The sequence below is a fragment of the Pseudomonas sp. GW821-FHT04D07 genome (assembly GCF_059420225.1).
Window position 1 is genome coordinate 82678 of the sequence record NZ_JBWKTH010000009.1, and the last position, 13569, is coordinate 96246.

The 13569-nt window shown below is 64.1% G+C and carries 13 protein-coding genes; 2 read left to right on the top strand and 11 right to left on the bottom strand.

Translation table 11 applies throughout. The features are described 5' to 3' along the window. Positions 1-123: 123 nt before the first annotated feature. The 6 genes from AC07T0_RS13690 to AC07T0_RS13715 all read right to left on the bottom strand — a co-directional run bounded on the left by AC07T0_RS13690 (position 124) and on the right by AC07T0_RS13715 (position 5260). Positions 124-873: an AraC family transcriptional regulator gene (locus AC07T0_RS13690; protein ID WP_495001681.1), complete on the bottom strand. Its 750-nt coding sequence runs from the start codon at positions 871-873 to the stop codon at positions 124-126. Between the two features lie 31 nt (positions 874-904). Continuing rightward, positions 905-2203 carry an FAD-dependent oxidoreductase gene (locus tag AC07T0_RS13695; RefSeq protein WP_495001682.1) on the bottom strand — a complete coding sequence of 433 codons (1299 nt, stop codon included), beginning with the start codon at positions 2201-2203 and terminating at the stop codon, positions 905-907. After that, a complete protein-coding gene (locus AC07T0_RS13700; RefSeq protein WP_495001683.1) occupies positions 2200-2436 on the bottom strand; it encodes a 2Fe-2S iron-sulfur cluster-binding protein in 237 nt (78 codons plus the stop codon). Before AC07T0_RS13700 ends, AC07T0_RS13695 begins: the two co-directional genes overlap by 4 nt. Further along, positions 2429-3544: an NAD(P)/FAD-dependent oxidoreductase gene (locus AC07T0_RS13705; protein WP_495001684.1), complete on the bottom strand. Its 1116-nt coding sequence runs from the start codon at positions 3542-3544 to the stop codon at positions 2429-2431. The genes AC07T0_RS13700 and AC07T0_RS13705 overlap by 8 nt, the downstream gene beginning before the upstream one ends. Next, a complete protein-coding gene (locus AC07T0_RS13710; protein ID WP_495001685.1) occupies positions 3541-4473 on the bottom strand; it encodes a 4-hydroxyproline epimerase in 933 nt (310 codons plus the stop codon). Before AC07T0_RS13710 ends, AC07T0_RS13705 begins: the two co-directional genes overlap by 4 nt. 115 nt (positions 4474-4588) lie before the next feature. Continuing rightward, a complete protein-coding gene (locus AC07T0_RS13715) occupies positions 4589-5260 on the bottom strand; it encodes a GntR family transcriptional regulator (RefSeq protein ID WP_495001686.1) in 672 nt (223 codons plus the stop codon). A gap of 1249 nt (positions 5261-6509) precedes the next feature. Here AC07T0_RS13715 and AC07T0_RS13720 point away from each other — a divergent pair. Both AC07T0_RS13720 and AC07T0_RS13725 read left to right on the top strand, forming a co-directional pair. Next, positions 6510-7832: an AAA family ATPase gene (locus tag AC07T0_RS13720; RefSeq protein ID WP_495001687.1), complete on the top strand. Its 1323-nt coding sequence runs from the start codon at positions 6510-6512 to the stop codon at positions 7830-7832. 3 nt (positions 7833-7835) lie between these two features. Then, the gene (locus AC07T0_RS13725; protein ID WP_495001688.1) at positions 7836-8828 is read left to right on the top strand and encodes an HNH endonuclease family protein; all 993 of its coding nucleotides are present in this window, start codon (positions 7836-7838) and stop codon (positions 8826-8828) included. Here the strand turns inward: AC07T0_RS13725 and AC07T0_RS13730 are convergent, their stop codons facing one another. From AC07T0_RS13730 to AC07T0_RS13750, 5 genes are all read right to left on the bottom strand, one after another. After that, positions 8829-9464, bottom strand: a complete 636-nt coding sequence (locus AC07T0_RS13730; protein ID WP_495001689.1) for an START domain-containing protein — start codon at positions 9462-9464, stop codon at positions 8829-8831. A 70-nt stretch (positions 9465-9534) separates the two neighbouring features. Continuing rightward, on the bottom strand, positions 9535-10689 hold the full coding sequence (locus tag AC07T0_RS13735; RefSeq protein WP_495001690.1) for an ABC transporter ATP-binding protein: 1155 nt from the start codon (positions 10687-10689) through the stop codon (positions 9535-9537). A 17-nt stretch (positions 10690-10706) separates the two neighbouring features. Continuing rightward, positions 10707-11516: an ABC transporter permease gene (locus tag AC07T0_RS13740; RefSeq protein WP_248796337.1), complete on the bottom strand. Its 810-nt coding sequence runs from the start codon at positions 11514-11516 to the stop codon at positions 10707-10709. A gap of 6 nt (positions 11517-11522) precedes the next feature. After that, positions 11523-12467: an ABC transporter permease gene (locus AC07T0_RS13745; protein ID WP_495001787.1), complete on the bottom strand. Its 945-nt coding sequence runs from the start codon at positions 12465-12467 to the stop codon at positions 11523-11525. After that, positions 12464-13489, bottom strand: coding sequence for an ABC transporter substrate-binding protein (locus AC07T0_RS13750; RefSeq protein WP_495001691.1), 1026 nt, complete (start codon positions 13487-13489; stop codon positions 12464-12466). Before AC07T0_RS13750 ends, AC07T0_RS13745 begins: the two co-directional genes overlap by 4 nt. Positions 13490-13569: the final 80 nt, after the last annotated feature.

Consider the following 13569-nt stretch of genomic DNA (forward strand, 5'->3'; position numbering starts at 1 on the left):
CCTCCCCCCCTCCCCCCCCCCCCCCCCCCCCTCCCCCCCCCCCCCCCCCCCCCCCCCCCCCCCCCCCCCCCCCCCACAGTGACACCACATAACAGTGTTGTGGGTTTCAAGGGGATGGGAGGCTCAGCGACGGCTGTCGCGATACTGGCTGGGGGCGAGGCTGGTCAGGGCGCGGAACTGTCGGCTGAAAGCGCTGTGGTCGGTGTAACCGCAGCGCAGGGCGATTTCGGTGATCGGCAAATCGGTGTCGAGTAACAGCCGCGAGGATTCTTCCAGGCGTGCCTTGTGAATCATTTGCCGCGGGGTGAGCTGGAACACCCGCTTGCAATGGCGTTCCAGTTGCGCGACGGAAAACCCGGCAATCGCCGTCAACTCGGCAAGGCTGATGGGCCGGGCGAAGTGGCTGCGGATATGGGCATCCACCGCGGCGAGTTTGGGGAACGCCGGATGACTGGACTGCGGCAGTTGCAAATCGCGGGAGATGCCGGCGAGGCCGACGATACGCCCTTGCAGGTCGTGCAGCGCGAGTTTGTGGGTCAGGCACCAGATCGGCTGGTTGCCGTAATAGAGGTGCAGTTCGAGTTGGTCGGCCAGCTCGCGGCCGCTCGACAATACCCGGCGGTCCTGCGCGGTGTAGAGCGGGCCGAAGCGTTCCGGGAAGACCATGTCGGCGGTGCGCCCGAGCAGCTCGGCACTTGCCTTGAAGCCACAGCGCCGCGCCAGGGTCTGGTTGACGAAAGCGTAGCGGGCCTCGCAGTCCTTGATGAAAAACACCACGTCCGGCAGGCTATCGAGCAGCGGCGCCAGCGGCTGCAAACTGCTCAGCAGGGTCGGCAGGTCGCAGGGTTTGAAGTGGCTGAGCGAGGCGTACATGGCGTTGGCAGTCTGGGGGCGATCTTGCCGATCATAGAGGCTCGGCGCCGGGCCCGGAAGCCCCGGGCCGGCATTCAGGCCGGCGCGAGACGTCCAGGCACAGCAAGGTCTCGATCCGCGCCGGGCTGAAGGGCGGGCGCGGTACCGAGGGTTGCCAACCGAACAGCTGCTGCACGGCGGCGCCACAGATCCGGCCCTGGCAGGCGCCCATCCCGCAGCGGCTGGCCAGTTTGGCTTCGCGCCAGTCGCTGTGCGTTACCAGTGCGGAGTAAGGCACATCCTCGCAGCGACACACCAGGGTGTCGGCCTGGGCCAGCGACTTGAGTTGTGGCTTGAGGCGGAAGGCATGGTTCAAGACCTTGGCAAAACCCTGCCAGCGTGCCCGCAGCGGCCATAACGCCTGGGCCTGCGGACGCTCACCAACCGCCGCGTGCCCGGCAATCGCGCCTTCGACCAAGGCCAGTTCACTGCCGCCAAAACCGCTGCATTCGCCTGCCGCATAGTGATCGACGCGGCTGCCGGCTTGCCAGGTATCGACCGCCAGTGCCTGGCCATCGAGTGCGTAGCCCAGCGCCTGGCCGAGCTGCGTGTTGGGGATCAGGCCGAAGCCGCAGGCCAGGCGATCGCAGGCCAGCTCGACGATTTTACCCTGCTGTTGCAGGCGTACGCCTTCCAGTCGGTCGCTGCCCAGGGCGGCGAGTACATGGCTGCCGGTTCGATAATGAGGGTCGAACAGGCTGAACGACTGCAGCAGTTTGTCCGGCCAGCGCGGCAACTGCGCGGCAAAGCCGGCGATGGCGCTGGTGCTTGCCTGCTCAGCGATACGCAGCACCCGGGCGCCGTTGTGCTTGGCCGTCGCGGCGCTGGCCAGCAGCAAGGGGCCGCTGCCGGCAATCACCAGACGCTCCTCTCGCACCGGCAGACCGCCCTTGATCAGCGCCTGGAGTCCGCCGACGCCGGTCACGCCGGGCAAGGTCCAGCCCGGGAAGGGCAGCAGCAACTCACGGGCGCCGGTACACAAGATCAGTTTGTCGTAACGGATGATCCAACCGCGCTCATCATCCTCGAGCAGCAGCTGTTTCGGCCCGACACAGGCGATCACCCGGGTGCTGGCATGGCGCTGGATATTGCCGCAACGCTCCAGTTGCTCACGCAGACGACGGGCCTGGTTCGGTAGCTTGGCCTGGGGCCCGTCGCGCCAGATCTGTCCGCCCGGCAGAGGGTTGTCGTCGAGGATCACGATACGCGCGGCGCTTGGCGCGGCGGCGAGTGCGGCGGCCATGCCGGCGGGGCCGGCACCGATGATCAGCAGATCGGCGTAGTCGCTCATGGGTGGGTCTCCACCTGCATGCCGTCACGGCACAGCGTTTGGCAGGCGAGGCGCCGGCGGCCGTCGATGTTCACCCGGCATTCCTGGCAAATGCCCATGCCGCACAACGGTGCGCGGCGTTGGCCACTGACTGCGGTTCGCGTGCAGCCGTCACCGGCCAGGGCCAGTGCTGCGGCGACGCTGGTGCCTTCGGCAACTTTCAGGGCACGGCCGTCCAGCATCAATTCAGGCATAAACAGGCTCCCCGAGAAAACGTTGTGGCAAATAAGGTTGTGCGGCCAGCGCGGGTGTTTCGTCGAACAGTTGCGCCACCAGCAGGTCGGCGGTGCCGGGTGCCGTGGTGACCCCCAGGCCTTCGTGACCGACGGCGAGCCACAAGCCTTGCCGTTGCGGGTGCTGGCCCACCAGCGGCAAGCCGTCGGGGCTGGCGGCGCGAAAGCCGGTCCAGGCGCGGATGCCATTGAGTTGCGCCAGCCCGGGCATGTATTCGGTGGCACGTCTGAGCATCCTGGCGAGCATCCAGCCTTCGACCTGCGGGTCAGTGGTGCCGAATTGCCGCGAGGCGCCGATAAACAGCTGCCCGGTCGGGCGTGGCTGGATATTGCAGGCAACCGAAGGGCCACTGGCGTTGTGGGCGCTGGTGACATAACCCAGTTCCACCAGGGTATGGGTGACTTTGCCGGGGTAGCGGTCGGTGATCAGCAAGTGGCCTTTTTTCGCCACGATCGGCAATTCCGGGCACAGCTCGCTGGCCTGCACGCCGTTGGCCAGAATCACGGCATCGGCGCTCAGCCAGTGACCGTCATCGAGGCGCACGCGGTTGCCCTCGACTTCACTGACCCGTGCCCGGCGTTGACTAATATTCACGGTATCGAGCATCCAGCGGGCGGTTGCCGGGGCATAGAGAATACCGTCGCCATTGATCAGCAACCCGCCCTCCAGGCCTTCGCGCAATTCGGGTTCGCGCTGGCGCAAGGCGCTGCTGCCGATCAACTCGCAGGCCACACCCCGGGCCTGCAGGTTCAGGTATTTGCTTTGGGCGACGGCCATTTCTTCGACATTGGCCGCCAGCCACAAGGTACCGTTGCTGCGGTAGGCGCAGCCGTCGGGTAGCTCCGCTGCCGTTTCGCGCCAGCGTTGCAGGGAGTATTGACTCAGTGCCAGCTCGGCAGGGTTGTCGTCGAGCACCAGCAGATGGCCCATGCCCGCCGCCGTCGCCCCGGGCAGGCCGGCATCCAGCACCAGGACCTGCAAGCCGCGTCGGGCCAGCGCCTGGGCACAGGCGGCGCCGACGATGCCGGCGCCGATCACGATCACATCGGCCACCCGGCCCACGTTCACGGGCGAATGCCCCAGGCGAACGGGTCGTCCTGTTCGATGATCAGGCTGGTTTCGGCGCTGATAAAGGCGCGGCCACGAATGGTTGGCACAATGCGTTCGCCCTGTCGTTCGTAGGAGCCCTCGAACTCACTGCCGATAACGCTGGCCTGACGCCAGATCTGCCCCGGCTGCAATTTGTCGTCGGCCGCCAGGCACGCCAGCTTGGCACTGGTGCCCGTGCCGCAAGGGGAGCGGTCGTAGGCCTTGCCGGGACAGAGGACGAAGTTGCGGCTGTCGGCGCGCGGGTCATCGGCGAACAGCTCGATATGATCGATCAGCCCGCCATCTTCACCACGAATACCCTGGGCCTCGAGGGCTTGCTGGACGGCGAAGGTATAGGCGGTCAGTGCCTCGAGATTGTCGCCGGCAATGTCCAGACCATGCTCGGCGATCAGGAAAAACCAGTTGCCGCCCCAGGCGACATCGCCAATAACCTGGCCGATGCCCGGTACCTCCAGCGCCAGGGCTTTTTGGTAACGATAGGCGGGGACATTACGCACGCTGACCGAATGGTCTTCGTGCAACGTCGCCTGCACCGTGCCCACTGGCGTCTCGATGCTGTGGGTGCCGGGGCCGATCTTGCCCAGGTGCGCCAGCGAGGCCACCAGGCCGATGGTGCCGTGGCCGCACATGCCGAGGTAACCGCTGTTGTTGAAGAAAATCACCCCGGCACAGGCATTCGGGTCCACCGGTTCACAGAGCAGCGCGCCGACCAGCACATCGCTGCCACGGGGTTCGAGCACGCAGGCCGCGCGCCACGGGTCATGCTCTTCGGCCAGGCGCTGGCGCCGCTCGGCCATGCTGCCGTTGCCCAGGTCAGGAAAACCGGCGATCACCAGGCGGGTGGGTTCGCCGCCGGTGTGGGAGTCGATCACGCTGATGCGTTTCATGGGAGGGCCACGTCCGTTCAGATAAGTGAAGGGAAGAGTGGCCTGTGGAGGGGGGTGTCGGCTTGAGGGATTTAGCCGGTGCCGATGACGAAATCGGCACAGTGCATTGCGCTGCTCAGTGGCTGTGGGGCAAGTGTTCGAACAGGGTCTTGCAGACGCCGGCGATATGCGCGTCGAGCAGTTTCACCGCAAGGTCCACATTGCCGGCGCGACAGGCCGCGAGAATTTCCCGGTGTTCGTGGTCGGCGCGCTCCTTGCCGGCGGAAAGGCTCATCTGCATGCGCAGGTAGCGTTCCAGCTTGTCGTTGACCGAGCGGATCAGGCCCACCAGAAATGGGCGTTGCGCCGGTTCGTAGAGGCAGGCGTGCAGTTCCCAGTTGAGCTCGGCCCAGCGGCCCACGTCATCTTCGCCGATAAATTCCTGGCAGATGCGTTCGGCGCGGGCGAAGGTTTCCTCGGTCATGTTCGGAATCGCCAGGCGCAGCACCTTGTCTTCCAGCAGCATGCGCACTTCGAACATCTGCGCCAGTTCCGCATCGGACACCCGGGTGACCATTGCCCCGCGATTGCGTTGGAACATCACCAGGCCTTCGGCCTCCAGGCGCTTGAGGGCTTCGCGCACCGGAATCTTGCTGACGTTGAACTGGCGGGCGATATCGTCCTGGCGAATCGGTTCGTCCTCGGCGAAATGCCCGGCGACGATAGCGTCGCGCAGATGCCGGGTGATGATTTCCGAGGTCGACGGTGAATTGCCGAGATCGGGGGCGTTGAGTTTTGGTAGGGCCACGGTTCTGATCGTTCGAGATGATTTGTGCAGATGGTATACGAAATCTTGTGGCTGTTCCTGGGTGATGAGCCGAACGATCCCGCCATTTGCTCTGGCGACAGGTGTCGCGGCGGCTGTTCCAATGGTTCGGTCAGGGTACGGTGCCAGGAGCTGGCCGGGCGATATTGAGCGAAAAACGCCTCCACTTTTCCCGAGGTGCCGTTTAGAGTCGTTGGCTTTTGGGGAGGGTGACAGGCTTTCCCCTGACTGCTTAGGGAAGAGAGTCATGCAACGCTTTGATCGCAGTTCCGTGCCACCACCGAGTTTGTTGCAAGGTCCGGAGGCCAGGGCCAACAGGGAAGCGCTGGCCAAGTACTTTCAGGCGGCCCAGATGAAGAGGGCACAGACTCGGGCTCCAGAGTTGATCCTCGATCTGGATGATGCATCCGTTCACGCTAGCCTGAGCCGGTTGTTTCATGACAAGTGCGCGTTCTGTGAAAGCAAGGTCCCCACGCTTTCTTACCGATTTCGTCCTGGTACAGGTGTCAGTCCAGTCGAGCAAACGCCAGATGCCCACCTGTATTACGTCTGGCTGAGCAGCGTCTGGGAGAATATCTATCCCCTATGCAAGGATTGCAGGCCCGACCGGCCGGACTACTTCCCTGTTCGGGGCAAACGTGCGCCTTTGCCGACAGCGCTTCAGCTTAGAGGTTATGTGGCGGAGAGTTTGGGGACATGGCGTGACTATCCGCTTAAGGAGCATCACCTCCTGCTCGATCCTTGTGAGCGAGTCAGTCTGGTCAATCACCTATCTGTCGATCTTTCGGGTGAGCTATTTGCGCTGACAGGGCGCGGACGTGAAACGATCTCCCACTTCAAGCTCAATCGCAGTCAGTTGGTTGAGCGGCGTAGAAGCAGGCTGCAATTATATTTCGATGAGCTGTTCAACTTCGAGCTCCCTCAAGCGGAGGAGGATAAGGTGTCATTTCCGCCGGTCCTTGACTTTTCCACACTGGAGTTCGGAGGTCTTTGGTACTTGCTGTGCCGTCGTATCCTTTTGGCGCTTTCTCCGGAAAAACTCCAGCCGCTGGCACTTTCGCGTCGTCGTATTAACTGGACGTTTCACACCATTGCTCTAAATCCAGGTTTTGAATATTGGAGTGAAGGACTTGAAGCCAGACTGGCACTCGCGGTTGTGAAAACGTCCGCACAAACGCCGAAACGGCCGCAATCCTTGCCTCGGGAGCACTCACCCCTGGCATCGATTCACTTGAGTAACTTCAAGGGAATCGAGCAACTCGAACTGGTGATGCCACTTGCGCAGGAAGGACACGCGCCGAACTCGAAGCCCACTCGACCCGCCCTGCTGATCCTGGGTGAAAACGCCGCCGGCAAAAGCTCCATCCTCGAGGCCACGGCCCTGGCGCTCTGCACCGAAGAAGCACGCGCGCAACTACCGGTCGACATTGCCTCGCTGCCCCTCGATCCCGAGCTGTTGGGCGCGGGGCAGGTCCCGCGATGCACCTCGGCGACGGTGACCGTTACCTTCGAGGATGCCAGCCAACGAGAGCTGACCATCGCCGGCGCAGGCTACTGGCCCGCAGGTACGCCCATCGCGCCGCCGGTGTTTGCCTACGGCGCCTTCCGCCAATACCAGAAACAGGTGCGGCGCTACAGCCCGGGCAAATCGGTCATCAACCTTTTCGACGCCACGGCCCTGCTGTCCAACCCGGAGAAATGGCTGTTGGGTCTCAAGCAGGTCGAGTTCGACAGCGTGGTGCGCGCCTTGCGGGATATCCTCTCCATCGAGGGCGGGTTCGAGGTCATGGAACGCGATTTTGCCAACCAACGCTGCCTGATCGTCACGGCGGCTGCCGGTAGCCAGGCCCTGTGTCGAACCCCGCTGAGCCTGGCGTCATCAGGCTATCGCTCGGTACTGGCGATGGTCTGCGACATCATCCAGGGCCTGATGAACCGGCGCATCAATCCCTGCTTCGACAGCCTGGAAACCGCCCAGGCCGTGGTGCTGATCGACGAGGTCGAAGCCCATCTGCACCCGCGCTGGAAAATCCAGATCATGAGCGCGCTGCGCAGCGCCTTGCCGAACGTCACCTTCATTGCCACCACCCACGATCCGCTGTGCCTGCGCGGCATGCAGGACGGCGAGGTGATCGTCATGCAAAGGGTCGCCAGCGAGGCCAATCCCGACAGCGATTGGCCGGTGATGGTGGAGCAGGTGATCCGCCTGCCCAACGTCAGCCAGCTGACCATCGAGCAATTGTTGACCTCGGACTTTTTCAGCCTCACCTCCACCGACCAGCCGGACACCGAGCGCGAGCTGGCGATGTTCGCCGACCTGCTCGCCGCCCGGGAGCAGGGTCAGCCGCTGAGCGAGGCGCAGCAGCACGCCTGGAGCCGCTTCCAACGGGATATCAGCGACGCCTTGCCGGTGGGGGCCAGCGAAGTCCAGCGGCTGGTACAGGAAGCAGTGGTGGAATACCTGCGCAACCGCCGCCAGGCCAGTGCGCTCAAGCTCGGCGAGCTGCGCAAGGACGCCAAAAAACGGATCCTCGCGGTCCTGGAGGGGATCTGAAGCATGCGCGCCGTGACCCGCAACACTGCCAAGGCACCGGAGGCTCTGTCCGGAGCCGACTCGCCCGCCGCCAAGGAATTGCAAAAGTTCAAGGCCTGGTTCGCCGCGCCCAACGGCAGCCCACCGGCCTTCGCGGTGTACAAGGCCGACAGCGTCAAGCAGCAGCTCGACGCACTGTTCCACGGCAAATGCGCCTATTGCGAAAGCTTCTTCGCCTCGACCGCGCCGGTGGATGTCGAACACTACCGCCCCAAGGGCGCGGTGTCCGAAGACGCCAGCCATCCTGGCTATTGGTGGCTCGCCATGGACTGGGACAACCTGTTGCCCAGTTGCATCGACTGCAACCGCAAGCGCAAGCAGGTCAGCCCCAGGCTGTCGGCCAAGTTGCTGACCCTGCGGGACGACCGCCAGGGTTTCAACCAGGGCAGCCTGCTGCTTTCCGGCAAGAAAGACAGCTTCCCGATCCTCGGCCAGCGGGTCATGTCCGCCACGCAGGACTTTGCCGACGAGTACCCGCTGCTGCTCGACCCGTGTCGCGACAACCCGGACGAACACCTGAAATTTCATATCGACCGGAGCAATCTGATCGGCCTGGTGCTGCCCAGGCCGCACACGGGAGCCGACCTGCCACCCATGGCTGCCGCCCTGGATGGCAACGTCGAGGAAGCCTTGGCGGCCGGCTTGAGCCTCAAGGGTAGCGTCTCGATTCATGTCTACGGATTGAACCGGCTGGGCCTGGTGCAGGAGCGCACGCGACTGCTGCGCCAGTTGGAGTTCCTGGAAATGCTCGCGTTGGAAGTGGGGGCGATGGCGGACGAGCTTTTACCGGATTCCGAGGCGCCGCCCTCCGCCAAACTGGTCAGTATCGCCAAGCGCCTGTACTTCCTCCAGGACCAGATTCTCGGGGAAATGAAACGCATGGCCCGGCCCGAGGCGCCTTATTCCGCCATGGTCCGGGCCTGGATCGAGGACTTCAAGGTACGGCTCCAGGCCTGACTAGGGCGCTGTTTCGACGCTGCGCAGGCCCTGGTGCTCGGCCACCACGCGCAAGGTCCTGAGGCTGACCATCGGTGCATCGATCACAAACTGATTGGCCAGCCAGGACGGGATATCACCGGCTGGCTCGGCTTGCAGCTCATAGGTCACGCGGGTTTGCGTGTCGCTTTCCGGGTGCAGGGTCCAGGTGCCTTTCATCTGCCTGACGCGGATCTGTCCCGGCACGCTGGGTACGAAGCCGGGCACCGCCTCCAGATGCCGGGTCAGGCTGCCGTCGTCGGCGCGCTCACTGTGTACGTGAATCACCATGTCGCGGGTCTGCGCCGGCCACGGCAACGCGGTGGTCAGATAGACCCAGGTGTCGTCGCCGTCATTTTTCAGCAGGCGCATATCGGCGCAGGCGTACAGCCATTTGCAGGCGACCCGGAGGTTTTCCTGCAGGTTGCTCAGGGTGCCGACATCGGCGTTGATCCGCGTCACGCCGCGAAAGCTCTGGTAGCGCGAGCCCGGGACGTGGCTCAGGTACACCTGGATGCCGTCTTCGTCCTTGGCCAGGCGCCAGTCCGGGGGCGCCGCCAGTGTCGAGGTGCAGAGGAGGGCACTGGCCAGCGCGGTCGCAGATAACAGGATGTTCATTCGGATCTCCGGGTTGCACGGCCGATTGTGCCTGGCTACCCGGATATAACACCCCTGGCCCGGGTTTTATTCAATGGGCGCCAGCGGCTTTATTCAAATCGCCTTCGCTCCATTGGGTATAGACGCAGGCATCGGCGCTGGCCCAGCGTACCCGCAGCGGATCGCCGGCCTTGAGTGGCATGCCGGTGGCCGACAGCGCCTTGACCGTCATCGCCGTGCCGCCGTCGGTGACCACGCTGCAGGTCTGGCTTTCGCCGAGGAAGAGCATTTCGCCGACCTTGGCCGGCACCTCGTTCCAGCCCGCCGGCAAGGGTTCGGCGGCGGCCTGTTCGAGGCTCAGTGCCAGGGCCTTCTCCGGACGCACCATCAGCAGCAGCGGCTGCTCGCTGGACACCCCGGAAGTCGGCCGGATCGCCAGGGCCTGGCCCTCGAAGTCCGCCACGGCGTTGCCGCGGGCCTTGAGCTTGAGGAAGTTCGAGTTGCCGAGGAACGAGGCGACAAAGGCGTTCGGCGGGTTCTGGTAGAGGTCGTAGCCGCTGCCCAGGCCGACGATCTTGCCATGGCTGAAAATCGCGATGCGCTGGGACAGGCGCATGGCTTCCTCCTGGTCATGGGTCACATAGACGATGGTGATGCCCAGCCGCCGATGCAGCTGGCGCAGCTCATCCTGCAAGTCTTCGCGCAGCTTCTTGTCCAGGGCGCCGAGGGGTTCGTCCATCAGCAGGATGCGCGGTTCGTAGACCAGCGCCCGGGCAATCGCCACGCGCTGTTGCTGGCCGCCGGAAAGCTGCGAAGGGCGTCGATGGGCAAAGCTTTCCAACTGCACCAGCTTGAGCATGGCCTCGACCCGGCGCTCGCGTTCGGCGCTGCTGAGCTTGCGCAGGGTCAGCGGGAAGGCGATGTTGTCGCGTACCGACAGGTGGGGGAACAGCGAGTAACGCTGGAACACCATGCCGATATCGCGTTTGTGCGGCGGGACCTTGACCAGGGACTGTCCGCCCACCAGGATTTCGCCGCTGCTGGGCGTTTCGAAACCGGCCAGCATCGACAGGGTGGTGCTTTTGCCCGAGCCGCTGGAGCCGAGGAAGGTGAGGAATTCACCCTCCTGGATATCCAGGGAAATATTGTCCACGGCGGCGAAGTCACCGTAGTGCTTGTTCAGGTTGCGCAAGCTGACCAGGGGGCGGTCGTGGGACTGCGCGGGGTCTTTGATCACGGCACTCATGTTTTACTCCAGGGCGCTCAGGGGCGCAGTTCATTGCGCCGGCGCAGGGCGGCGGCGAGCACCATCACCAGCACCGACAGGGCGATCAGCAGCGTCGACGCGACGGCGATCACCGGGGTCAGGTCCTGGCGCAGGGTGGTCCACATTTTCACGGGCAAGGTTTGCAGGGTCGGGCTGGCCATCATCACGCTCAGCACCACTTCATCCCACGACACCAGGAAGGCGAACAGCGCGCCGGCGACCATGCCGGGACGAATCGCCGGGAAAGTCACTTTGAACACCGCCTGCAGGCGTGAAGCACCGCAGATCACCGCGGCATCCTCGATCGACTGGTCGAACAGCTTCAGCGAGTTGATGATCGAGATGATGGTGAAGGGCAAGGCGACGATCACGTGGCTGACCACGAAGGCGAACAGCGTCCCGGTGTAGCCGAGCTTGAGAAACAGCGCGTACACCGCCACGGCGATGATCACCAGCGGCACGATCATCGGCAGGGTGAACAGGCCGTAGAGCAATTCCCGGCCGGGGAAGCGCCCACGGACCAGGGCGAAGGCGGTCGGCAGGCCAAGGGCGACGGCGCAGAAGGTGGTCAGGATCGCCACCTTCAAACTGGCCAGGGCGGCATTCATCCAGTCCGGGTTGGAAAAGAACTGGGCGTACCATTTCAGGGTCCAGCCCGGCGGCGGAAACACCAGCCACTGCGAGGAGCCGAACGACAGCAGGACAATGAACACGATCGGCAGCAGCAGGAACAGGGCGATCAGTCCGGTGGTCAGGTAGAGGCCCAGGCGCAGGCGCCGGCTCATGGCATTGGGAGTCAGGAGCATGACGACTTACCTCGCGTTACTGGCGCCAACCGGGGATTCCGGCTGGAGCTTCAGGTAGAAGTAGAACAACACCAGGGTGATCAGCACCAGCAGGGCGGCACCGGCGCTGGCCAGGCCCCAGTTGAGGAACGACTGCACCTGTTGAATGATGAACTCCGGCAACATCATGTTCTGCGCGCCGCCCAGCAGGGCGGGAGTGACGTAGTAACCCAGGGACATGACGAAGACCATCAGCCCGCCGGAAAACAGCCCCGGCCGGCACAACGGCAGAAATACCCGCAGGAAGTTGCGCCAGGGACTGGCCCCGCAGATGGCGCCGGCCTGCAGGATCATCGGGTCGATGGCCTGCATGGTCGCCTGCAACGGCAGAACGATGAACGGGATCATGATGTAGCTCATGCCGATCACCACGCCGGTCAGGTTGTGCACCATCTCCAGTGGCTGGTCGATGATGCCCATGGCCATCAACGCCTTGTTGATCACCCCCGAGGCCTGCAGCAGCACCAGCCACGAATAGGTCCGCGCCAGCAGGCTGGTCCACATCGACAGCAGCACGATACTCAGCAGCCAGCGGCCCCAGCCACGCGGCACCAGGGTGATCGCCCAGGCCAGGGGAAAGCCCAGCAACAGGCTGAACAGCGTGACCAGCCCGGCCACCGAAAAGGTGTTGAGCAGGACCCGCGCGTAGGCCGAGTTGGCGAACAGTTGCTGATAGTTCTCAAGCCCGGGCGTGGGCTCCAGCACGCCGCGCAGCAACAGACCGATCAGCGGCGCGAGGAAAAACAGGCCGAGGAACAGCAGGGCGGGTAACAGGTTGCCCGCCCCCCGCCAGCGCTGCGCATACGTGGAAGACTGCTGCATGACCGCCGCCTTGCTGCTGGCCAGGCCGGCAGCGCCAGGGGCGCTCCCGGTCGGACGGGTGTCAGGGGAAAGCGTGGCCGCCAATTTCATTTGACCAGCCATTCGTTCCACCGCGTCGCAATGGCCGGACCGTTCTTGGCCCAGTATGCGAAGTCGAGGGTGATCTGATCCTTAGCGTAGGCAGTCGGCAGGTTCGGTGCCAGTACCGAGTCCAGGCGCGCGACGCTGTCGACGTTGACCGGGGCATAGGCGGTGAGGTTGGAGAAGTCGGCCTGGCCCTTGGCGCTGCTGGCGTTGGCCAGGAACTTCATGGCCGCCGCCTTGTTTTTGGAGCCTTTAGGCACGACCAGGATGTCGGCCATGACCAGGTTCTGTTTCCAGCTCACACCCACTGGTGCGCCGTCCTGCTGCAGGGCGTAGATCCGACCGTTCCAGAACTGGCCGAGACTGGCTTCACCGGAGGCCAGCAGTTGCTGAGATTGCGCGCCACCGCCCCACCAGACGATGTCTTTCTTGATGGTGTCGAGTTTCTTGAAGGCGCGATCCAGGTCCAGCGGGTAGAGCTTGTCGGAGGGGACGCCGTCGGCCAGCAGGGCCAGCTCCAGCACGCCGGGGCTCGGCCATTTGTACAGGGCACGTTTGCCCGGGTAGGTCTTGGTGTCGAACAGCGCGCTCCACTCCTGCGGCTTGCCGGCGCCCAGCTTGCCTTCGTTGTAGCCGAGTACGAAGGAGAAGTAGAACGAACCGACGCCGTGGTCGGAGACGAAGCGCGGGTCGATCTTGTCGCGTTGGATCTGGCTGAAGTCCAGCGGTTCGAGCAGGCCTTCGGCGGCGGCGCGCAGGGCGAAGTCGGCTTCGACGTCGACCACGTCCCACTGCACGTTACCGCTTTCGACCATGGCCTTGAGCTTGCCGTAGTCGGTCGGACCGTCCTGGACCACGGTGATGCCGCTGGCCTTGCTGAACGGGTCGGCCCAGGCCTGTTTCTGCGCGTCCTGGGTGCTGCCGCCCCAACTGACGAAGTTGACGCTGTCGGCGGCCATGGCGAAGGAACTGCCGATTGCCAGGAAACCCGCGAGCAATGTCGCGCTTGCAGCTTTGTTCAACACCATTTTCACGCCCTCATTTGTTGTGTTTTTGAGCGGGTTGTTGATGCCCGCCTATCGGGAGCAGTAGGTCCATCGGGGCCTGT